This is a genomic window from Chitinophaga sp. (assembly GCF_019236475.1).
In the GTDB taxonomy this organism is placed as follows: Bacteria; Bacteroidota; Bacteroidia; order Chitinophagales; family Chitinophagaceae; genus Chitinophaga.
The window spans coordinates 66,271-89,080 of record NZ_JAFAIX010000012.1 but is presented as its reverse complement, the minus strand read 5'-3'; the positions used below and the strand labels follow the sequence as shown (position 1 = coordinate 89,080).

Annotated in this window: 20 protein-coding genes and 1 tRNA gene; 5 read left to right on the top strand and 16 right to left on the bottom strand. The window is 44.3% G+C overall.

The genetic code is table 11. From position 1 onward, the window contains the following. Window positions 1–40: 40 nt before the first annotated feature. The 8 genes from JO154_RS16445 to JO154_RS16410 all read right to left on the bottom strand — a co-directional run bounded on the left by JO154_RS16445 (window position 41) and on the right by JO154_RS16410 (window position 9,173). On the bottom strand, window positions 41–1,600 hold the full coding sequence (locus JO154_RS16445) for a helicase HerA-like domain-containing protein (protein WP_291947471.1): 1,560 nt from the start codon (window positions 1,598–1,600) through the stop codon (window positions 41–43). A 137-nt stretch (window positions 1,601–1,737) separates the two neighbouring features. Continuing rightward, complete coding sequence (locus tag JO154_RS16440) at window positions 1,738–2,577, bottom strand: MBL fold metallo-hydrolase (protein WP_291947469.1); 840 nt, start codon at window positions 2,575–2,577, stop codon at window positions 1,738–1,740. A 2-nt stretch (window positions 2,578–2,579) separates the two neighbouring features. Next, a complete protein-coding gene (locus tag JO154_RS16435; protein WP_291947467.1) occupies window positions 2,580–3,875 on the bottom strand; it encodes an MFS transporter in 1,296 nt (431 codons plus the stop codon). A 68-nt stretch (window positions 3,876–3,943) separates the two neighbouring features. Further along, window positions 3,944–4,561 (bottom strand): ABC transporter ATP-binding protein, encoded by a 618-nt coding sequence (locus tag JO154_RS16430; protein WP_291947466.1) that lies wholly within the window; start codon window positions 4,559–4,561, stop codon window positions 3,944–3,946. After that, the gene (gene lpxA / locus JO154_RS16425; protein WP_111591602.1) at window positions 4,545–5,345 is read right to left on the bottom strand and encodes an acyl-ACP--UDP-N-acetylglucosamine O-acyltransferase; all 801 of its coding nucleotides are present in this window, start codon (window positions 5,343–5,345) and stop codon (window positions 4,545–4,547) included. Before lpxA ends, JO154_RS16430 begins: the two co-directional genes overlap by 17 nt. A 5-nt stretch (window positions 5,346–5,350) precedes the next feature. After that, complete coding sequence (locus tag JO154_RS16420) at window positions 5,351–6,769, bottom strand: bifunctional UDP-3-O-[3-hydroxymyristoyl] N-acetylglucosamine deacetylase/3-hydroxyacyl-ACP dehydratase (RefSeq protein WP_291947462.1); 1,419 nt, start codon at window positions 6,767–6,769, stop codon at window positions 5,351–5,353. A gap of 40 nt (window positions 6,770–6,809) precedes the next feature. After that, a complete protein-coding gene (lpxD, locus tag JO154_RS16415; protein ID WP_291947460.1) occupies window positions 6,810–7,859 on the bottom strand; it encodes a UDP-3-O-(3-hydroxymyristoyl)glucosamine N-acyltransferase in 1,050 nt (349 codons plus the stop codon). A 69-nt stretch (window positions 7,860–7,928) separates the two neighbouring features. Then, entirely contained in the window at window positions 7,929–9,173 is a 1,245-nt protein-coding gene (locus tag JO154_RS16410) for an HD domain-containing protein (RefSeq protein ID WP_291947457.1), read from the bottom strand. A 312-nt stretch (window positions 9,174–9,485) separates the two neighbouring features. On the opposite strand from JO154_RS16410, the gene JO154_RS16405 reads away from it, so the two are divergent. The 5 genes from JO154_RS16405 to JO154_RS16385 all read left to right on the top strand — a co-directional run bounded on the left by JO154_RS16405 (window position 9,486) and on the right by JO154_RS16385 (window position 14,319). Next, the gene (locus JO154_RS16405) at window positions 9,486–11,039 is read left to right on the top strand and encodes a response regulator (protein WP_291947455.1); all 1,554 of its coding nucleotides are present in this window, start codon (window positions 9,486–9,488) and stop codon (window positions 11,037–11,039) included. A 24-nt stretch (window positions 11,040–11,063) separates the two neighbouring features. Next, the gene (locus tag JO154_RS16400; RefSeq protein WP_291947452.1) at window positions 11,064–11,384 is read left to right on the top strand and encodes a hypothetical protein; all 321 of its coding nucleotides are present in this window, start codon (window positions 11,064–11,066) and stop codon (window positions 11,382–11,384) included. Window positions 11,385–11,396: 12 nt separating this feature from the next. Further along, a complete protein-coding gene (locus tag JO154_RS16395) occupies window positions 11,397–12,158 on the top strand; it encodes an MBL fold metallo-hydrolase (RefSeq protein ID WP_291947450.1) in 762 nt (253 codons plus the stop codon). Window positions 12,159–12,256: 98 nt separating this feature from the next. Then, window positions 12,257–13,138: a helix-hairpin-helix domain-containing protein gene (locus JO154_RS16390; RefSeq protein ID WP_291947449.1), complete on the top strand. Its 882-nt coding sequence runs from the start codon at window positions 12,257–12,259 to the stop codon at window positions 13,136–13,138. 41 nt (window positions 13,139–13,179) lie between these two features. Beyond that, complete coding sequence (locus JO154_RS16385) at window positions 13,180–14,319, top strand: acyl-CoA dehydrogenase family protein (protein ID WP_291947447.1); 1,140 nt, start codon at window positions 13,180–13,182, stop codon at window positions 14,317–14,319. Between the two features lie 586 nt (window positions 14,320–14,905). On the opposite strand, the gene JO154_RS16380 is transcribed toward JO154_RS16385, so the two are convergent. The 8 genes from JO154_RS16380 to JO154_RS16345 form a co-directional block, all read right to left on the bottom strand. Beyond that, the gene (locus JO154_RS16380; protein ID WP_291947445.1) at window positions 14,906–15,199 is read right to left on the bottom strand and encodes a hypothetical protein; all 294 of its coding nucleotides are present in this window, start codon (window positions 15,197–15,199) and stop codon (window positions 14,906–14,908) included. 33 nt (window positions 15,200–15,232) lie between these two features. Continuing rightward, window positions 15,233–16,477 carry an ATP-dependent Clp protease ATP-binding subunit ClpX gene (gene clpX / locus JO154_RS16375; protein ID WP_291947443.1) on the bottom strand — a complete coding sequence of 415 codons (1,245 nt, stop codon included), beginning with the start codon at window positions 16,475–16,477 and terminating at the stop codon, window positions 15,233–15,235. Between the two features lie 168 nt (window positions 16,478–16,645). Beyond that, a complete protein-coding gene (gene clpP, locus JO154_RS16370) occupies window positions 16,646–17,347 on the bottom strand; it encodes an ATP-dependent Clp endopeptidase proteolytic subunit ClpP (protein ID WP_111591612.1) in 702 nt (233 codons plus the stop codon). Continuing rightward, window positions 17,337–18,716 (bottom strand): trigger factor, encoded by a 1,380-nt coding sequence (gene tig, locus JO154_RS16365; protein WP_291947439.1) that lies wholly within the window; start codon window positions 18,714–18,716, stop codon window positions 17,337–17,339. The genes clpP and tig overlap by 11 nt, the downstream gene beginning before the upstream one ends. A gap of 543 nt (window positions 18,717–19,259) precedes the next feature. Further along, a tRNA-Leu gene (locus JO154_RS16360) sits at window positions 19,260–19,341 on the bottom strand. A gap of 144 nt (window positions 19,342–19,485) precedes the next feature. Beyond that, window positions 19,486–20,379: a DUF1501 domain-containing protein gene (locus JO154_RS16355; RefSeq protein ID WP_291947436.1), complete on the bottom strand. Its 894-nt coding sequence runs from the start codon at window positions 20,377–20,379 to the stop codon at window positions 19,486–19,488. Further along, window positions 20,376–21,602 (bottom strand): sugar MFS transporter, encoded by a 1,227-nt coding sequence (locus JO154_RS16350; RefSeq protein ID WP_291947435.1) that lies wholly within the window; start codon window positions 21,600–21,602, stop codon window positions 20,376–20,378. Before JO154_RS16350 ends, JO154_RS16355 begins: the two co-directional genes overlap by 4 nt. 5 nt (window positions 21,603–21,607) lie before the next feature. Next, a complete protein-coding gene (locus tag JO154_RS16345) occupies window positions 21,608–22,807 on the bottom strand; it encodes an AGE family epimerase/isomerase (RefSeq protein ID WP_291947433.1) in 1,200 nt (399 codons plus the stop codon). Window positions 22,808–22,810 lie beyond the last annotated feature (3 nt).

The window sequence follows — 22,810 nt, the reverse complement described above, 5'->3', positions numbered from 1 at the left end:
AGTTCGCTATAACTGTTTATGTCAATTGTCGATAGAATAATTAGAACCAGCCTTTCTTATTGCTTTTGCCACCGAGACCGAGTATACCGAGTATGCTCCTGGTGATGATATTAGTGGCAGTATTGGTAGCTGTGCGAACGGCCTGTTTGGCCACAGGACTCTCTAACACCTGGTCCAGCACTGATTTCTCCTCTTTCGGTTTATTGCCTCCTGAAGTAGTGGTTTGTGCAGCGGTTTTATCTGCTGCTTCCTGTAGCTTGGCAGTCAGGATTTCGTAGGCACTTTCGTTATCGATGGTTTCGGCGTATTTTTTAACCAGCTTGGAATTGTTGACCAGTGCATCGATTTCGGTATCTGTCAATACATCCATGCGGGAACGTGGCGTTACCAGCATGGTAGCCGCCAGGGGAGTTGGGATCCCCTTTTCATCCAGGCAAGTGATCAATGCCTCACCGATGCCGATTTGCGTCAGCAGTTCATCTGTTTTATAGAATTCGGAAGTAGGGTAGTTTTCAGCAGTTTGTTTGATGGCTTTGCGGTCATTCGCTGTGAACGCGCGTAGCGCATGCTGTACCTTCAATCCCAGTTGCCCCAGAACAGAGGCTGGAACATCCATCGGGTTTTGGGTACAAAAGAAAATACCTACTCCTTTAGAACGAATCAATTTAATGATGGTATCGATTTGCTTCAGCAGCGCATCACTGGCTTCATTGAAGATAAGGTGCGCCTCATCTATGAACATGACCAGTTTGGGTTTGTCTAGATCTCCTTCTTCCGGCATGGTGGAATAGAGTTCCGCCAGCAGGCTAAGCATGAAGGTAGAGAACAGTTTGGGCCTGTCTTGGATATCGTTTACACGAAGTATAGATATCATACCACGACCATCATCGCTGATGCGCATCAAGTCGTCCACTTCGAAGGATTTTTCACCGAAGAAGAGCGCGGCCCCTTGTTGTTCCAGTTCTATGACTTTGCGAAGAATGGTACCGGTGGTGGTAGTGGAAATCTTCCCGTATTCTTTCTCTATATCTGCTTTCCCTTCATCACTGGCGTATTGGAGAACTTTCTTAAAGTCTTTCAGGTCCAGTAAAGGCAGTTTATTATCGTCACAATATTTGAAAAGCATGGCTACAACGCCCGCTTGTGTATCGTTTAGTTCCAGAATTTTAGACAGCAGGATAGGACCAAATTCGCTGGTAGTAGCTCGCAGGCGAACGCCTTTTTCCTGGCTGAGAGAGAGCAGTTCCGCGGGGTATGCAGCAGGACTCCAGGTACCGCCAATTTTCTGGTACCTTTCCTGGATTTTGGGATTATCTGTACCCGCAGCAGCTATCCCACTGAGATCTCCTTTTATATCCATCAGCAGAACGGGCACACTGGCATCGCTGAGTCCTTCGGCAATGACCTGCAAGGTTTTGGTTTTACCAGTACCTGTGGCACCGGCGATAAGACCATGGCGGTTCATGGTTTTTAAAGGAAGGAATACATCTGCTCCAGTCACTACTTCACCATCCAGCATTGCACAGCCTAGTTTGAAATGCTCACCTTTGAAGGTATATCCTTTCTTAATGCTATCGAAAAATGCATCTTTATTGGACATGGTGTTGGATTTTCTTAAAGATAACAAAAAAGAGATGGTTTCAAAAGTGCGCCTCCGGTGGGATGTTTTGGCTCGCGGGCAATAAAAAAAGCAGGCGGGAAGGCCTGCTTTTTTTATTATGTTATCACTGACAGACTTTACAGGCTGCTCAGTTTGAAAGTTTCACCTGGTCTTATTCCCTTCTCTGTTTGCACCAACGTACAGCATTCTGTTACCGGATCATGTTCAAAGAACAGGATATATTGATTGTCAATAGCTTCTTTTAAAAAGCTCTTTTTCTCGTTTAATGTCGTGAGTGGGAACATATCATAGGCCATTACATAAGGCAGCGGAATATGGCCCATAGAAGGCAATAGATCGGCCATATACACAATGTTATGACCCTTGTATTGCAACTGCGGCAACATCATGGCATCTGTATGTCCATTTACAAAACGGATCTTCATATGGTCTGTAAAGGCTACTCCTTCCTGATGGGATACAAATTTCAGTTGACCGCTTTCCTGGATGGGGAGAATATTCTCTTTCAGGAAAGAGGCTTTTTCTCTGTCATTAGGCTGTGTTGCCCATTTCCAGTGATCCTCATTACTCCAGTAAATAGCATTCTTAAATGCAGGAACTAGTTTGTCTCCTTCTTTTATGATACTGCCACCGCAGTGATCAAAATGAAGGTGGGTGAGGAATACATCGGTGATATCATCCCGGTGAAAGCCGTGCACTGCCAAGGATTTATCGAGTGTATCTGTACCATGTAGGTAATAGTGACTGAAGAATTTAGGATCTTGTTTATCGCCAATACCGTTATCTACGAGGATGAGGCGTTTGCCGTCTTCGATCAGGAGGCATCTCATGGCCCAGGAGCAGAGATTATTTTCATCTGCAGGGTTGAGTTTATTCCAAATGGTTTTAGGTACTACGCCAAACATGGCACCGCCATCCAGCTTAAAAAAACCTGTTTCAATGGTGTATAATTTCATCGCTAAGCTTTTACCGAAGTTAGTGTTTCCTGTTCTAATTGATTCTGTTTCAGTAAAGCAGACACCACCCAGATCAGGCCGATCACAAAGAATACCACCAGCGCCAATACGGAATTACGGAGGTTATTGGTAATGTCGTCTATATAAGCAAAAGAAAACATTCCAATCACAATGGAGAGCTTCTCTGTTACGTCGTAATAGCTGAAGAAGGAGGCTGTATCTTTCGTTTCGGGCATGAGCTTGGCATAAGTAGAGCGACTGAGCGATTGTATACCACCCATTACCAGACCTACTGCTGTAGCCAGTAAATAGAAGTGCATTGCAGTTTGCATCATATATCCTGCAACACAAATCATAATCCATACCACAATAACGGAAATGATTACACGCAAATTTCCGTATATGCCTGATAGTTTGGCCATGCCCCATGCGCCTAGAATTGCCACCACCTGGATAATAACCACTGTCGCAATCAGGTTGGAATCAGGCAGTTTCAATACTTTGCTACCGAAGATGGTGGCCGCTAACATTACGGTTTGTACGCCCATGCTATAGAAGAAAAATCCTCTCAGGAAGCGTTTCAGTATCGGCATTAATTTTACCTGTGCGTATACTTTTTTCAGTTCCGTAAAGCCTTCTGTCAATGCGTTTCCAGTATGTTTTGCTGCTCCTTTTGAAACGGGAAGGGTGCGGAAGGTAATCTGTGCAAATCCGAGCCACCAGATACCTACCATCAGAAACGTGATCTGTACTGGTTTTGCGCCTTCCAATCCGAATGGTTTGAGGATAACCAGTGCAAACCCGATCAGTTGAAGGATTACGCTACCGATATAGCCCATTGCAAAACCTTTGGCGCTTACGCTGTCCTGGTCTTCTGGCGCAGCTATTTCCGGGAGATAGGAATTATAGAATACAAGTCCTCCGCAATAGCCCATGGTGGCTAGCATAAAGAACACAACGCCCCAGGCAAGATTTGTATCGTTGAAGAAATACAAAGCGCTGCAGGAGATGGAACCCAGGAGGGTAAAGAATACCAGGAAATTCTTTTTGTTCCCCCTGGTATCTGCTATAGAGGATAAGATGGGAGACGCGATTGCCACCAGAAGGAAAGCCGCCGCCATGGTGTAATTGTAGAGTGCAGAATTGACAAAATTCATTCCCAGGAAGGAAACTTTTTCTTTTGTCACAGCAAGAAAGTAGATAGGGAAGAAGGTAGTAGTGATAACGAGGTTGTACACAGAGTTGGCCCAGTCGTACATGGCCCAGCCATTAATCACTTTTTTATTGGCAGTTTGCATGCTAGTATTCAGCTTTTGTAAGAAACGAAGATATAATAAATGCTGAATGCGTGCAGTGCCCGAAAGTGTTATTTGTAATCGCTGATACGGATATGATTTGGACACATGAAATATTCCCTTTCATCATTAGAGCTAACGATGATGAGGCGATTACCGCCAAAATCAGTGATCAACTGCTGATAAAGGGCTGTTCCCGCAGCATCCAGGTTGGTGCAGGGCTCATCGAGGAAGAGCACAGGAACGTCTGAGAAGATGGCCAGGGCTAGTTTGGTACGTTGTTTCATACCAGAGGAGAAGTGGCGTATTTGTTTGTTGGCTGCCTTTTCCAGTCCTACTAATTCCATTGCTTTCTTAGCCGTAATACCTGGCAGGAAGTTTTTGAATTGTAGGTGGAACTCCATGGTTTCGGCGAGGGTGAGCTCTTCGATGAGTTCCAGGTATGGGGCGGCAATAGCACAGTACCGGAAGAACTCATCGATGTCGATGGATCCTTCCGGTGTGCTGTATGAAACAGTGCCTTCATTTTGTTGAATAGCACCGCTGATAACCTGTAATAGAGTGGATTTACCAGATCCGTTAGGACCAAGTATGGCATATCTTTCTCCATCCAGAAAGGTGAGATCAACCCGACGGAAAATCCAGTCGTAGTTAAAGCGCTTTCCGGTTTGACTAAGAGATATCGTCATTGGAGCGGGAAGTATAACCTCTCATAATACCACGGCCAGATTCACGGATGAAGGAGAGAATTTCGTCTCTTTCATCTGTAGCAGGGAATTCTGCTTCAATGATGCTGATAGCCTTGGACAGTTTGAAGCCCTTTACGAAGATAACCCTGTAGATATCCAGGATATGATTGATTTTATCAAGAGAGAAGCCTCTTCTTTTCAGTCCTACGGAGTTTACACCAACGTATGACAGTGGTTCGCGGGCTGCTTTCACGAAAGGAGGAACATCCTTACGTACGAGGGAGCCGCCTGTAACGAAGGCGTGGTCACCGATTTTACAGAACTGTTGTACAGCCACCATACCGGCGAGTACCACGTGGTCGCCCACGGTGATATGACCTGCGAGGGTGGTGTTGTTGGAGAAGACGCAATAGTTACCTACTTCGCAATCGTGCGCGATATGGCTGTAGGCCATGATCAGGCAGTTGTTACCAATAACGGTTTTCCATTTGTCTCTGGTACCACGGTTGATGGTAACAAATTCGCGAATAGTGGTGTTATTACCGATTTCCACGGTAGTTTCTTCACCCGCATATTTTAAATCCTGTGGGATGGCAGAAATAACGGCGCCAGGGAATATACGACAGTTGTTGCCGATACGAGCCCCTTCCATGATAGTAACGTTGGAGCCTATCCAGGTACCTTCACCTATCTCAACGTTTTTGTGAATTACAGTAAACGGATCAATTTTTACATTAGGAGCTACTTTAGCATCCGGATGTATGTATGTAAGCGGGTGGATCATTGCTGTTATTTGCTCTCTCTTGTTTTAATAATTTGTGCTATCATATCAGCTTCGGTAGCAACCTTATTGCCGATGAATACTGTTCCGCGCATTTCGACTAAACCTCTTCTGATGGGACTCAGCAATTCCATTTTCAGGATCATGGTATCTCCGGGAACTACTTTCTGTTTGAACTTACAATTGTCAATTTTCAGGAAGTAGGTATCGTAGTTTTGTGGATCCGGCACGCGGTTAAGCGCGAGGATACCGCCTACCTGGGCGAGGGCTTCCAGTTGGAGAACGCCTGGCATTACAGGGTTGCCCGGGAAGTGGCCCTGGAAGAAGTGTTCGTTGAAGGTAACGTTTTTGATACCTACTACTTGTTCTTCACCCAGTTCAATGATTTTATCTACCAGCAGGAAAGGATACCTGTGAGGCAGTGTTCTTTCGATGCGCAGTATATCAAAGATAGGGGGCTGCATTGGATCATAAACAGGAACACCCTGGTTATGTTTGTTCTTTTTAATGTACGCTTTGATCTTACGTGCAAATTCCACGTTAGAAGCGTGTCCTGGGCGGTTAGCGATGATATGCGCCTTGATAGGATAACCAATCAGGGCCAGATCGCCTACTACGTCAAGGAGTTTGTGGCGGGCTGGTTCGTTAGGGAAACGCAGCTCGATATTATTGAGGATACCTTCACGCTGAACAGACATGGTTTCACGGTTGAAGGCTTTGGCCAGACGGGCCATGTCGTCTTCATTTACCGCACGGTCTACCACAACGATAGCGTTATTGATATCACCACCTTTGATCAGGTTGTTGTTGAGGAGGTATTCCAGCTCGTGCAGGAAGCAGAAAGTACGGGAAGATGCGATATCATCGCGGAATTGCTCCAGTCCTTTCATTTTCGCATGCTGTGTACCCAGCACTGGGCTGTTGAAATCGATCAGACAGGTAATGCTGTAATTGATAGCAGGGAGCGCTACCATTTCCACTTTCTTCTGTTCATCATAGTAAGTGATGTTCGTATCAATGGAATAGTAGATTTTTTTAGCATCCTGATCCTGAATACCAGTTTTTTCGATGGCTTCAATAAATGGCATGGAACTACCGTCCATAATAGGAATTTCGGGTCCATCCAGTTCAATCAGTACGTTGTCCACACCGGTACCAACGAGGGCAGCCAGGAGGTGTTCTATCGTACTAACCCGTGCGCCGTTATGTTCCAGGGTTGTGCCTCTTGCAGTATCGACTACATAGTCCACATCTGCTTTCACAACGGGCTGGTTTGGCAGGTCTACACGTTGAAATTTGATCCCAAAGCCTGGTGACGCCGGCTTAAGGGTGATATTCACACTGGCTCCAGTGTGTAAACCAACACCTGAAATGCTGATTTCGCCTTTCAGTGTATGTTGATTCTCCAACTGTTGATTTTCCATCATAATTATCTAATGTATAACTGTTTCTCCTTCAATTCAATAATTAAACTCCTGCTTTTTCTTGCAGCAGTTGTTTTACCATTTCCTCCAATTCTTTCACTCTTTTTTCAAGGTCCGGCAAATTTCTAAAAATTGCCTGACTTTTCAGCGAACTTTTATAGTCATAAGCTGGAGAACCTGTCAGAGAGCTATTAGGGATGGTGATAGATTTTGACAATCCGCTCTGGGCGTTGATTTTAGTACCATCTGCCAGGTGGATGTGGCCAACGATGCCTACCTGTCCGCCGATAATGCAGTTCTGTCCAATTTTTGTACTACCGGAAACGCCGGTCTGTGCCGCGATAACAGTATTTTTTCCGATATCCACATTATGCGCGATCTGGATCAGGTTGTCCAGTTTAACCCCTTTCTGGATAATGGTAGAGCCCATGGTAGCGCGGTCGATGGTGGTATTTGCACCGATTTCCACATCGTCATGGATGACTACGTTACCGATCTGAGGTACTTTTTTATAGGCGCCATCTGGTTGAGGAGCGAAGCCGAAGCCGTCGCCACCGATAACGCAACCAGCGTGAAGCATTACTCTGCTACCTACTACACAGTTGTCGTATACTTTTACACCTGGATAGAGAACAGAATCATCATTTACAATAACATTATCGCCCAGGTAAACGCCTGGATATATTTTTACGTTATTGCCCAACACCACATTTTCACCCAAATAGGCGAAAGCACCCACGTACACATTTTCACCGAGCTTTACGGACTTAGGTATATAGGACGGTTGCTGAATGCCGGTTTTGTTACCGGTCATGTAGCGGTATTTTTCCAGCAGCAGCGCCATGCTACTGTAAGCATCTTTTACCCGGATCAGGGTAGGCTTCACCGGGCGTTCTATCACCAGGCTTTCATTTACCAGTATAATAGAGGCTTGGGTAGTATAGAGGAATTCTTCATACTTTGGGTTCGCTATGAAGCTAAGCATGCCATCACCTGCTTCTTCTATTTTGGCGATGTTGCTCACTTTCACATCCGGATTCCCCTCCAGCTTCCCATCCAACATGGTAGCTAATTGTAATGCGCTAAACTGCATAGTTTAAAATTGTATAGTTTTTCAGGCCACTTCAGCTTATATAAACAGATTTTTATATGTTTTAGTGCCTTATATGACCCCGTTAGCCTGAATTTTTGGATGACAAATGTAGAATTTTTTTACCGGTATAGCCAGGGTATGGCTAATCAGTGCATTGTCGATCGAGGAAATGTCTTTTACAGTTCCGTCTTTAAACAGGATATTGATTTTTTCGTCGTTTATATTATATGCCCGCAACGTGGCAGCGTCTGAGAATACAAAGTAATCAAGATCAGGGCCAGAAATATTCCACTTCGCAGCTACCTGCTTGCGGAGTAAATCGAGCGCACTTTCGTCAAATGGTTCATGGCTGAGTACCACCTTGAATAACTGGCGGTTAGTCAACCAAGTACATAATAACGATAACACCGGGTCTTTATGCGTACTCCATACTTTTATGGCGCCCAGGATATCATAATCATCCAGCATGCAAAATCGCTTCAGGCATTCCGGATCTTGTTCAAAATTGTCCTTGGTAATGGCATTGTACAGGAAATACTCCAGGGCAGGGCTACAGAACAATTGTTCTCCAGCCTGAGCCAGTCTTTTCGCCCGTACCAGGATCTTTACCAGCATATTTTCCGCACTGAGCACCGTTTTATGCAGGTAAACCTGCCAATACATCAGGCGGCGTGCTATGATGAATTTCTCTATGGAATAAATTCCTTTCTCCTCTACCATCAGTTCCCCGTGGTGAACGGTTAACATCTTGATAATCCGGTCGTAACCAATGACCCCTTCAGAAACGCCTGTAAAAAAGCTGTCTCGGTTAAGGTAATCCATCCTATCTACATCCAACTGACTGGAAACCAATTGGTGCAGGAATTTTTTATGATATCTGCCATTGAAAATATCCAGGGTAAGGGAAAGCTGACCGTCCATTTCCTTATTGAGGGCTTCCATCAGCCATTGGGAAATGGCTTCATGGGATACGCCTTCAATAATACCGTTTTCAAGGGCATGGGAATAAGGGCCATGGCCAATATCGTGCAACAGGATCGCCATTTTGGAGGCTACTTCCTCCTCCGGGGTAATTTCTATCCCCTTGCTTTTCAATTCCTGTAATGCGCCAGACATCAAATGATAAGCGCCCAGGGAATGGTGAAATCGCGTGTGTACGGCTCCGGGATAAACCAAATGCGCTAACGCCATCTGATGAATCCTACGCAGTCGCTGATAGTATGGATGGGAAATGAGGTTAAGAATCAGCGGGTGATCTATGGTAATAAAGCCATACACCGGATCATTAACAATTTTTCGCTTGCTTTCGGTCATTGCAGTTATTTATTCATATTCTATCCAAACGATGTTGTCACACCCATTCATCCATGGTAATTACAAAACTACACCAGGAATTAATTATATGTAATTTTTTTACTTATTATGACGTATTTATGGGAAAATACCCCTACTAAATTTGTATTTGCGAAGGTAAATAACTTTACGCACCGCCCCTATTTTTAGCCAATTCATTTAAACTTTCCGTTAAGTTTTTAACATATAATTTCAAAAGTAGGCCTCCAGGAGAATGATTTTTGACGAAAAAATGGGTTAATTTTCTGTTTTTAAGACGATTTAATACTAACTATGAGCCAGATAAATATACTTTGGGTAGATGACGAAATTGATTCGCTGAAATCCCAGATAATCTTTCTTGAAAGTAAAGGTTATAAGGTTTCCGCACTGACCAACGGCTACGACGCCCTGGAATTCCTAAAGGAACAAGTGGTAGACGTGGTGCTCCTCGATGAGTCCATGCCCGGTATTACTGGCCTGGAAACCCTGGGAAAAATCAAAGAAATTGACCAACAGATTCCAGTGGTCATGATTACCAAAAATGAAGCGGAAAATGTGATGGATGACGCCATTGGCGCCCAGATCACGGACTATCTTATCAAGCCGGTCAATCCGAACCAGGTACTCTTGTCTCTCAAAAAAATAATTGATAACAAACGTCTTGTGGCGGAAAAAACCACAAGCGCCTACCAGCAAGAATTCCGTAGCCTATTTATGGCGCTAAACTCCAACCCAGATCATAACGAGTGGATGGATATCTATAAAAAACTCGTTTACTGGGAAATGGAAATGTCTAAAACCGACAGCCCGGAAATGCTGGAAGTTTTTAATACCCAGAAGGCGGAAGCAAATACAGAATTCTCTAAGTATATCAGTCGGAATTACAGTAGCTGGCTGCATCCAAAGGCCCAAGATGCCCCTATCATGTCCCACACGCTTTTCAAAGATAAAGTGGTGCCCATGCTAGACCCGCATCTCCCTAACGTTTTCCTACTAATCGACAATCTCCGCTACGACCAATGGAAAGCGATTTTGCCCATTTTCCAAGAATCATTCCGCCTCTTGGAAGAGGATACTTTTTTCAGCATTCTGCCTACCAGCACGCAATACAGCAGGAATGCCATTTTTGCCGGCATGCTGCCCATCGATATTGAACATAAATTTCCAGAAGAATGGAAAAACGATGATGAAGAAGGCGGGAAAAACCTCTATGAGGAAAAGTTCTTTGCCGCTCAATTGCAGCGCCTCCGCATGGATCCCCGCTTTTCCTATACGAAAGTGGTCAATCATGCCGATGCCCAGCAAATGCTGAGTAATATTCATAATCTCATGGATTACCCGCTGAGTATTATTGTGTACAACTTCGTGGATATGCTCAGCCATGCCCGTACGGAAATGGAAGTGCTGAAAGAACTGGCGGGAGATGAAACTTCCTATCGTTCTATCACTGCCAGTTGGTTTGAACATTCTCCGCTACACCAGGCCCTGAAGCGTTTGAGCGATAAAAAAATTAACCTGATAATAGCCACTGATCACGGAAGCGTGCGTGTGAAAACACCTGTGAAAGTAATCGGGGATAAACAAACTACTACCAATTTGCGCTATAAACATGGCCGCAACCTGAACTATGATCCCAAGGAAGTACTGGCATTCCGAGATCCTAAGGAAGCCGGTCTGCCTAGGCCGAACGTGAATTCCTCGTATATTTTTGCTAAGGAAGACGGCTATCTCTGCTACCCTAATAATTACAACTACTTTGTGAACTATTATCGGAATACCTTCCAACACGGCGGTATTTCCCTGGAGGAAATGATTGTGCCTGTAGTGCGCATGGTCACGAAATAGGCGGGTTTTAATTATTTTTGTAGTATGAATCTTAAAGTCACACCTAACAACCTGAACAAGCTGGAAAAAATTTTCGAAGACGCAAAATATGTGCTGCGCTTCGAAAAAGGCACCTTCACCTCAGGTTACTGTATACTGGAACATAAAAAGGTAGTGGTTATCAACAAGTTTCTGAACCTGGAAGGCAGAATTAATACACTGGTGGATATCCTGACCACCCTGCCCCTGGATGAAGACCTACTCACCGCTGAATCCCACAAACTTTATAAACAGATCATCAACAGCAAACCTGTGCCGGATGCCGAAGAAGGGGAGATTTCAACAGGAACAGAAGAAGCAGAATAAATAAAAAACGGCATGAAAGTAACTTTTCTCGGAACCGGAACATCTCAAGGAGTGCCTGTAATTGCCTGCGGCTGCGAAGTATGTACCTCTGCAGACCCGAAAGACACGCGTCTGCGTAGCAGCATCTTAATTTCCTCCACGGCAGGTAATATCGTAGTGGATACCACTCCTGATTTCCGCTACCAGATGCTTAGGGAAAAGGTAAAACACCTGGAAGCAGTACTGATTACCCATTCCCATAAAGACCACATCGCCGGAATGGATGATATCCGCGCTTTTAATTACTTCCAGCAAAGTTCGATCGATATTTATGCGACCGATTTCAGCCAGAATGTAATCATGCGTGAATTTGCTTATGCTTTTGCAGATTATAAATATCCCGGTATCCCGGAGATTAATCTGAAAGCCATTGATGATCTGCCTTTCGGCGTCAATGGCCTAACGATTACGCCTATACAGGTAATGCACTATAAAATGCCGGTAACTGGTTTCCGGATACATGATTTCACCTATATCACCGACGCAAATTTTATTGCCCCTGAAGAAAAAGACAAAATCAGGGGATCGAAGATATTAGTTGTGAATGCACTTCGTAAGGAAAAGCATATTTCCCATTTCACCTTGGAAGAGGCGATTGCACTAGGTAAGGAACTGGATATTCCACAGGTTTACTTTACGCATATTAGTCACCAGCTTGGGTTACATGAGGAAGTATCGCGGGAGTTGCCGGATGGAATGGCGCTCGCCTACGATGGACTCACACTAGAAATTTAAAACCGGCAAACGCCGGTTTTTTTATTGTTGTTAACATCTAATAAAGGAATGCCCCAATTGGACAGGCTAATTTTGACCTTCCAAAAATTTGTTAACCCATGTGGAAGTTCCTAATCCGGCAGTTTGCGGAGTTCTCAAGGAAAGAGCGTATTGGTATCACAGCACTTACTATACTAGCATTGCTATATACACTAAGTCCCCGTTTGGCGTTGCGGTTCTACCCTGGCGATAAGGTAGATACTGCAGCCTTTCGGCGGGCCGTAATGGCGTTTGAGGCCTCTTTCCGAGAGGAGATCACCACCGATCGGACTGCGAAGGCTGCAATAGCACTACCGTCGGAATGCTTTTACTTTGATCCCAACCGGATGACCGTGGAAAAATGGCAGCAGTTAGGATTGCCTGCCAGGGCCGCCGCAGGGGTCATAAAGTATGTGGAGAAAGGCGGTAAATTCCGATCCCCAGAGGATATCAGGAAGATCTATGCCGTACCGCCTGCGTTACTAGAGCGATTGATTCCATTTGTAAGGATTCCTGATAAATCGAAACTAACTCATACGAATATACGTCGATCGGAGAAGCAGTTGCGCCAACTGGACATCAACACCGCCGACACCCTACAATGGCAGGGGCTTCCGGGTATAGGACCTGGCTATGCGCGTCGGATTTGTGGCTTTCGAGAGAAATTGGGCGGTTTTTACTGTGTAGAGCAGGTGGCCGAAACATATGGACTTCCCGACACAGTATTCAATAAAATCAAAGCTTTTCTGAAGATCGGTGATAGTTCTCTAAAAATTATTGACCTAAATCTCACAGATGAAAAAACTTTGGCATCCCATCCATACATACGTTATAAACTGGCCCATATGATTGTTGCGTATCGTAGTGCCCATGCGGGTTTCAAGGAGGTGAGTGAATTGCATAGCCTGCCGTTGGTGGATGAGATTATTTATCGTAAAATTGAACATTACATCAAGCTGTGAATCACATTCAATAAAGATACATCCTTAAACACACACCCGTTATGAATTTTGAGCCCACTGAAGAACAACAACAGATCGCACAAACTATCCGGGATTTTGGTAAAAAGGCGATTCTTCCCCATGTTATGGAATGGGATGAAAGCCAGGAATTCCCGGTGTCCTTATTCAAAGAGCTGGGAAAACTGGGCCTGATGGGAGTATTAGTGCCAGAACAATATGGCGGTAGCGGACTTGGATACCTAGAATATGTAACTGTTGTCAGTGAAATTGCACGTTTTTGCGGCGCCATCGGATTGAGCGTAGCCGCACATAACTCCTTGTGCACTGGTCATATCCTGCAATTCGGAAATGAAGAACAAAAACAACGCTGGCTGCCTAAACTGGCTACAGCAGAATGGATCGGCGCTTGGGGCCTTACAGAGCCCAATACTGGTTCCGATGCCATGAACATGAAATGTGTTGCCAAAAAAGATGGGGACGACTGGATTATTGACGGTACCAAATGCTGGATTACCCATGGTAAAAGCTGTGATATAGCCGTAGTGATAGCCCGCACCGGCGATGTGAGGGATAGTCATGGTATGACTGCCTTTGTAGTGGAAAAGGGAACACCAGGCTTCAGCGGTGGTAAGAAGGAGAACAAGCTGGGAATGCGTGCCTCCGAAACCGCAGAAATGATTTTTAATAACTGTCGCGTTCCGGCTGCCAATGTGCTAGGCCAAGTAGGAGACGGCTTTATTCAGTCTATGAAAGTATTGGATGGTGGTCGTATCTCCATTGCCGCTTTATCCTTGGGCATCGCCAAAGGGGCCAGGGATGCAGCGATTAAGTATTCAAAAGAAAGACATCAATTTGATCAGCCTATTTCCAGTTTCCAGGGCGTATCCTTTAAGCTGGCAGATATGGCTACTGAAATAGAAGCTGCAGAGTTACTAACGCTCCAGGCTGCAGATATGAAAAACAGGAAGGTGAAAATGACCCAGCAGGCGGCTATGGCCAAGTATTATGCCTCTGAGGTAGCCGTAAGAGTAGCTAATGACGCCGTACAGATTTTTGGCGGTTATGGCTATACGAAAGACTTTCCGGTGGAGAAATTTTATCGTGACGCAAAATTATGCACTATAGGAGAGGGGACCTCCGAGATACAGAAAATCGTGATAGCAAGAGAGGCTTTAAGATAAGTATATGAGGTAACCGTGTTGGTTTTGATTGGATTTAAGAGTGCGAAATTTTTTTAATGTAAAAAAATCTTAACTACAAACCGTTCATCTTTTTTGACAAATAAATGAAACATTACCCCTTTTGTGTTATAGTTTATTGCAAAAGGAACGTTAAATTTGGGTTAATTCATCACTCTTTACCGTTTATCAACCTTAACACAAAATCAAACTTAGATTTGAAACACTTTTACGCTTACAAAAGCACCCTTTAACAGGGTGCTTTTTTTGAAAGTTAATTCAAAGCTAGCATGTAGATTAATAAGACATTAAGACCTGTAATTTCCACGTTACCTGATTACTGGAATAAGTAGCATTCCTAAGAAAAGAAACATTTGCATCACCAAATGTTTCTTTTTTTTGTGCCTATAGGTATGATTTCGGGAGATACGTGTTCTGGAAGAGGAAATAAAGCTCATTTAAGGCGATTTGGGTTCGTGTATGCCTTAACGGTCATGATTCCGTTTTGGAGGGATTTAAGGGCATTTATATGGGGCAGGAAAGGTATTAAAACGAAACGTCCCGCAATTGCGGGACGTTGTATGTTTTTTTAGTGTTTGTCTTTTTCTTTGTTGAAGAAGTCCGTCACCTTGTTTTTAGCGGCTTCGGCCCAATCTTCAGCGGTATCTTTTGCATTATCCAGGAAGTCACCTGCTTTATCCATTAAACTTTCGCCTTTTTCTTCCGTTTTACCAGACATACCTGCAAACCAGTTGTCAACAGTACCAGCGATAAATGGAGGCAGTTTCCCTTTCACATATTCTTTGATTACATCGATCGACTGAGCTGCCTGTTCAGCAGTGAGACCTGCTTTTTCCTGTAATTGCTGAATAAGTTCCTGCATAATTGATGGGTTTTAAAGTTTCGTAGATTATTATTAGGCTACCTTCAGTTTGACCAGGGTAGACTTTTCCAGTTTATTCTCTGCGTATTCTTTCGTTAATGTGAAAGTAGTTTCATTGGCAGAAGGCAGTTCAAACATGGCATCGCTGAGTACTACTTCGCAGATAGAGCGAAGGCCACGAGCACCAAGTTTGTATTCCATTGCTTTATCAACGATATAGTCGATTGCTTCTTCTTCCACTACCAGGTCAATGTTTTCCACTTTAAACAGTTTTTTGTACTGTTTAACGAGTGCATTTTTAGGAGTGGTGAGAATAGCTCTGAGTGTATCGCGATCCAGTGAATTCAGATAGGTCACTACTGGCAGACGACCTAGTAATTCGGGGATAAGACCGAATGATTTGAGGTCCTGGGAGTTGATGTAGCGAAGGATCTGTTTTCTGCTTTCTTCTTCTCTTTCTTTGTTAACGTTGAAACCGATAGAGTGTGTTTGCACTCTTTTGCTGATAATTCTTTCTACGCCGTCGAATGCGCCGCCGCAGATAAAGAGAATATTCTGCGTATTGAGTTTGATCAGTTTTTGCTCCGGATGTTTACGGCCGCCTTGAGGAGGAACCAGTACTTCCGTACCTTCCAACAGTTTGAGGAGACCTTGTTGAACGCCTTCGCCACTTACATCACGGGTGATGGAAGGGTTATCGTTCTTACGGGCAATTTTATCAATTTCATCGATGTATACGATACCGCGTTCAGCCGCTTCCACGTCGTAATTACAAACCTGGAGCAGGCGGCTGAGGATACTTTCCACGTCTTCACCTACGTAACCTGCTTCTGTGAAAACAGTTGCATCTACGATGGTGAAAGGAACGTTGAGCAGTTTAGCGATGGATTTAGCGAGGAGGGTTTTACCGGTACCGGTTTCACCTACCATGATGATATTGGATTTTTCGATTTCCACTTCATCTTCATCGATCTGCTGATTCAGGCGTTTATAGTGGTTATATACAGCAACGGCGAGGATTTTCTTAGCGTCGTCCTGACCGATTACGTAGTCATCCAGGAACTTCTTAATTTCCATTGGTTTGGAAACTTTTGGAGCGAAGTGAGAAACTGGGGATGCAACGGGTTTCTTGCCGGGAGCGAATAGCTCCTGGTCAATAATTTCCTGTGCATTGGCCACACAGTTTTCACAGATGTGTCCTTCGGCGCCGGCAATGAGTATTTGAACTTCTTCTTTGGAGCGGTTGCAGAAGGAACAACGAATTTTCGATTCTTTCATTTCGGAATAAATTATTTTTCGACGAATCCGGGCTAGACCTGCGATATTAATACAGGACTTACAAATTTACACTAAAAATCCGGGCCCTGATCAAATAAAAACAGTCCCGCGGGTAGCGGGACTGTTAAAATAATCTAAATCAAGGAAACCCTGATATGATATTAAATTTTACTGTGGAGTATCCAGCTGTTTTTTCGGATTTTTCTGAAGTACGTCATCAATGATGCCGTATTCTTTTGCTTCGTCAGCAGTCATCCAATAATCACGATCGGAATCTTTTTCCACTTTTTTCACTGGTTGACCGCAGTGTCCGGCAATGATTTCGTTGAGTTCTTTCTTCAGTTTTACGAACTCACGTGCAGTGATTTCGATATCTGAAGTCTGGCCCTCAGCGCCGCCGTGAGGCTGGTGAATCATTACGCGAGCGTGTTTCAGTGCAGTACGTTTTCCTTTAGTACCAGCTACCAGCAGTACAGCGCCGAAAGAGGCGGCCATACCGGTGCAGATAGTAGCTACTTCAGGAGAAATAATCTGCATGGTATCATAAATACCCAGGCCGGCATAAACGGAACCACCAGGGCTATTGATATACATCTGAATATCACGGTTGCGATCGGATGATTCCAGGAACAACAACTGCGCGGTAATAACGTTTGCCACGTAGTCGTTTACAGGATCACCCAGGAAAATAATACGGTCAGCCATCAATCGGGAGAAAACGTCCATTTGAGTCATGTTCATCTGGCGTTCCTCGAGAATGTACGGAGTCAGACTGTTGATCTGGTGGCTTTTTGCATAGCTATCCACTACCAGGCTGCTGATCCCATGATGCTTGATCGCATATTTTCTGAATTCGTTATTAATGTTCATGATGGTGATGTTTATGAGGTAAATTAACAAAATCTTCTGCTTTGATTTCCTCTTCTTTAATAGTCACCTTTGCTTCAGCCCAGTCGAACAGTTTCTGGGTAATCATCTCGCGGTAAGTCTGGTCTACGAATTTCTCATCTTGTAACAGACGATCCAGGTAGCTATCCAGCCACTCAGCACCGTCAACAGCAGCACCACCGTAGTAGCCCAACACTTTTTGTTTTGCATTTTCTTTCAGTTCTTCGAAAGAAACTTCCAGTTTATTATCGCGAATCAGTTTATCACTGATCAGAGTCCAGCGCAGTTGATGGTCAAAGCCAGGGTATTCTTTTTCCGCTTCTTCTGCAGATTTAGGTTTTTCACCACCTACTTGCAGCCAGCGTTTCAGGAAATCTTTTGGTAATTCAATTGGCGTTTCGTGAACCAGCACTTCAAACAGATCGTTGTGCATGTGGTTTTTCGCTTCGGAATTCCAGTACTTTTCGATTTCTTCTTTCAGTTTAGCGCGGAAATCAGCTTCTGTAGCGATGGTTTCTGCAGGGTAAACTTCTTTGAAGAATTCTTCATTCAGTTCTCTTTTTTCAATCAGACCTACTTTAGTGATGGTCAGTTTGAAGTGTTTCTTAGCAGCTTCTTTATCGTCAGCAGCGAAGCCCAGATCTTTCAGGATCCAGCCCAGACGCTGTTCGTCGAAGGAAGTTGCCAGTTGGAATACAATGCTGTCTTCTGCTTTCTTGCCTTTCAGTTGTTCCTGAATAGCAGGAGTGAAGTATTTAACCAGCAATGCATTTTCTTTTTCGATACCACCTGCTACCACGTTACCAGCAGCATCTGATTCTTCGAATTTAACGTTTATAACGTTATCTTCAGAATCAATTGTTTCTGGTTCGGTCATTTTACCGCCTTTCAGTTGTAAACGCTCGATTTCTTCCTGTACCATTTCGTCGGTAACAGTTACTTTATATTTGGTCAGAGTAGTTTTGTTGTTCTCCAGTGGAGTTACATCGAAAGCTGGTTTAACACCTACTTCGAAATCGAAAGAGTAATCTGCTGGTTGGTTAGGATCCAGGTTTTTAGCCTCTTTTTCCAGAGACAGTGGCTGGCCAAACAGTTCCAGTTTCTCAGTCTGGATATAACCCATCAGTTCTTTTTCCACAGTTTTCAACACTTCGTCGCTGAAAATTGCGGCACCGTGCATTTTCTTAACCATTCCTGCAGGCACCATACCTTTACGGAAGCCTGGGATATTTGCATTCTTGCTGAATTGCTTTACTGCTTTGTCAAAATTAGGAAGGTAATCTTCCTTGCTCACTTTCACAGTGATCTTATCGTTCAATAAACCAATGTTTTCTCTGGTAACGGTTGCCATAATTGAATTGTATAAAATGTTCTTTAAGACGCAATAATAATTCCTGTTTTATTTTTCTGCCATGAAGTCATTCAGTCATCAACCGGACTTTCTACCCGGAATGCCCCGAAAGGTAAGTGGAGATTGAATCTTTACCCGAACACCCAAACTGAGAAAGAAAGGGGACTTATAGCAGGATAAGGTTGCCATATTGGCACTATGCTATTCTTCTTTTCTTGATGCCAGCCAGATTTTCATTTGCTTCCTGTCCTGATGGTCTTCTTTCCTTCGGCTTAAAATATTGAATTTCACGAATTTATGAAATTTACCCCAATATAACAGAGCGCGAAGATAGTATGTTTATCGAAGATTGCCGGCAATTCAACGCTAAAATTTTACCCTGTAAGGATCAGTTTAAAAATATATTTTATAAGTAGGACTATAGGGAGACGAAATACACTTTAACCATGCCTGGGACCATCAAAGCCAGGGGATTAGGCCATTTTAGGATTTGATCCGGGAACTAAATAAAAACAGCCAGCATATAGCTGGCTGTTCTTGTAGTGCGGATGAAGGGACTCGAACCCCCATGCCTCGCGGCACCAGATCCTAAGTCTGGCGTGTCTACCAATTTCACCACATCCGCGGGTGATGTACGCTGCATAAGCTTTTCAGCTTACTGGCGGTAAACAAAGGACTGCAAAGGTATTCTTTTTTAGCAATTAACAAAATCTATTATAAATGAAATCCCTGCTATACGATGCGGGCATAACAGGGACTTACATTTTTTCTAAACCAGGCGTGCTGTTTCCAGCCCACCCACTTGTGCCAGACGGCTGCTTATACCCAACCAACCTGCTATTCCGGCATAAACTCCTCGGAAATCACGCTGGACCTCCGAATCCTCCTGCCAAAAACTATCTTTTATATCTTCAATGCCTGCCTGTTGCAGGTTTGCGCCAAATATATACAACTGTCCAGCCCCTCCATGATCGGTTCCTTTCCGTATATTCTCCTTCACACTACGGCCAAATTCCGACCAAGCCACAATCATCGTATCGGGAAACTGCCCACTGGCTTTGAGTGCGCTTACCAGCCCGGAAATTCCTTCACTGAACTCGGCCAGCAACCTGTCATGATGGACCCGCTGAAATTGATGGGTATCGAAACCATCAAGGGCAGTATGAAATACACGGGCAGATGTACCATCGTGAATATCCTTGGCGGTTCGTTGCAAGGCTTCGCGGTAATCCAATGTGCTGTAATCCTGCACCATAACATCTTTTGAAAGCCAGTGATTACAATCTTGCCCTTCCAGACATCCCGTTTGCCAGATGCGTGCGGCATGATAATGAGAGTTTTCCGTAACGGAAAACCCAACTTGCTGCATCACGCGCATCTGCTGTTTTTCGTATAGTGGTACCAGTGATTGTAATGCTGGATGAAAGGCCCACTTTTCGTTTATACGTAACAGTTGCCCCTTCGGAATGGCAAGGGTAGGACGTAATTCGCTGTACCGGCTGTCTCCATACGGTATCACCGTATTCAATCCATCATTACCTCCCTGCAAGTGCACAAAGATGACTCTTCTCCGGGCACCTATTACCGCAGCCTTGACAAATGATGGCAACAACAAAATACCTGCTGCCAATCCGCCCTGTTTCAGGAATGCCCTACGTTTCATATGGCTTTAGGTTTATGCCCGTTCAGGCCGTAAAATAATATGTACAAATAGCAGATCAATGGTATCATGAACGCAGTATGCCAGTCGTAATGATCCTTCACAAAACCCTGCAAATAAGAGATGATGGCGCCCCCGCAAATTGCAGTGGACAATAACCCCGAAGCAGCGGTGGTATGCTTACCCACGCCATTCACAGCTAAGGAAAAGATGGTGGCAAACATGATAGCATTACAAAGCCCTACCGCTATCATACAACGTACTGCCAACATGCCAGTGCTGTTGATAGAGATCAATATCAAAGCGGCTGCCGCCACTGCACAAACAGATAATAGCATCCCCGGACGCAACATCCGCAATAAACCCGCTCCCAGCAATCGTCCTACGAGCATACATCCCCAATATAACGCTACATAGTTATTCGCTTCTTTCTCAGGAATATGCAAAAGGTCTACAATGTAATTGGTGAGAAAGGTTCCCACTGCTACTTCTGCCCCTACATACATGAAAATGCCGATAATGCCGAAGTTCAACTGCCTGTAAGAAAAGAGCCCGCGACTATTTTCTTTCTCCCCAGCAGAAACCGGTATAACGGGAAGGGATAAACGAGATACAATAAATGCGATCAACATCAGTAATACAGCAATTCCCAGATACGGATAACGTACCGCCTCACTGGAAGTACTGGAATCTTCTAGTTTGGATAAAATAAAATGTGCTCCAAACAAAGGCGCAGCGGTAGTTCCCAAGGAACCTATTCCCTGAATGAGTGCTAGTCGCGCAGAAGCAGTACGGGAAGGCCCTAAAACAGTGATATATGGATTGGCAGCTACTTGCAGCAATACAATGCCTATAGCTACCACAAACAAGGCTGCAAGGAATAATGCATACTCATGAAAAACAGAGGCAGGATAGAACAGAAGTCCACCGATAGCAGCAATGCCAAACCCCAATACCATACCCTTTTTATATCCCGTCTGCATGACAATTCTTCCTGCAGGTATAGACATCACGCCATAGGTGAGGAAAAAGTAAAACTGTACCAGGCTGGATTGTGAATATGTTAGTGTGAATCCTTTCTTGAAAAACGGTACCAGCGTATCATTTAGACAGGTGATAAATCCCATCATGAAATACAATACGGCCAGTGAAATTAATGCCGGCGTGTAGGACTGTCGCGTGTCTGCGACAGGCTGGTCTTGCAGACTGTTGGAGATGATTGGCATAGCAATTACGATTGTGGTGATAAAACTTCATATTTGGCCGCGATGGCTTCCAACGTTTGCCAACATTGGTACAATCCCCGCGGAACGTGGAAACAACCTTTCCATTTACCACCTTTTAATGGTAACAGTGGTTGTCCTTGCCTGTTAAGATAACCAAACCATTCGCCATATTTAGGGTCCGGGAATCTGGCCCAGGTATAATCATGTACTTTTTTGAACCATTCCATGCATTTAGGATCGCCGGTATGCAGGTATCCTTTGAGCAAACTGATAATTGTTTCGATGTGTACCCACCAAAGTTTTTGGTCCCATTCCAGTTGCTGAGGGGGCGCGCCTTTGATGTCCAGGAAATAGAAGATACCGCCGTATTCCTCATCCCATCCGTATTCCAGGATATTCAGTGTAATGTCCTTCGCTTTATGCATTAGAGCCTGGTCGTTGGTGCGAGTAGCCAGGTCCATGATAAACCACATGGCTTCCAGGCCATGACCAGGATTGATGAGACGACCGTCGAAAGAGTCGGAGAAGTGGCCTTCTGGCGTGGTGTTTTCCAGGATCAGTCCGGTGTCATGCTGATAAAATATATCCATTACCGTATGCACACCATGCTGGATAGTATCTGCAACTAATTGTTTATCTAGTAGCGGTTCTATTTCTAGTACGAGGTTACATAGGATCATCGGTAGTGCAAAGTTTTGCAAAGGTCTGGTTCCGGGGAAAGCCTTATTAAATCGACCTTTAGGATTGCCTTGTCTTTTCAGGATATTGAAGAAAGTATCCGATGCAATCTTGCTATAATCTTGGTTGCCAGTGGCTTGGTACAGTTGCCCGAAAGCCATGGCAGCAAAGCAGTCCGAGAAAATGTTGTAAGCCTCGATGATAGGGGCTCCGGAACGGGTCAAAGAGAAATACCAGTTGCCCTCTTTATCCCGACCGTGTTTGCGGAGAAATTCAGCGCCTTGTATGGCCATGTCCAGCCATTCCTGTTTTTTCTCCACCTTATTGTACAGCATACTAAAACACCATACTTCCCGGCATTGTAGCCAGATGAATTTATCCGTATCGAAGGCGTTTCCGGCGCGGTCTAGGCAAGTGAAATAGCCACCATGCTCATTGTCCGGGGAATGTTTCATCCAGAAGGGTACGACGTCTTCCAATAAATTCTTCCGATATAAATCAGCGTATTCCTTAAATCCAGCAGTCATTGT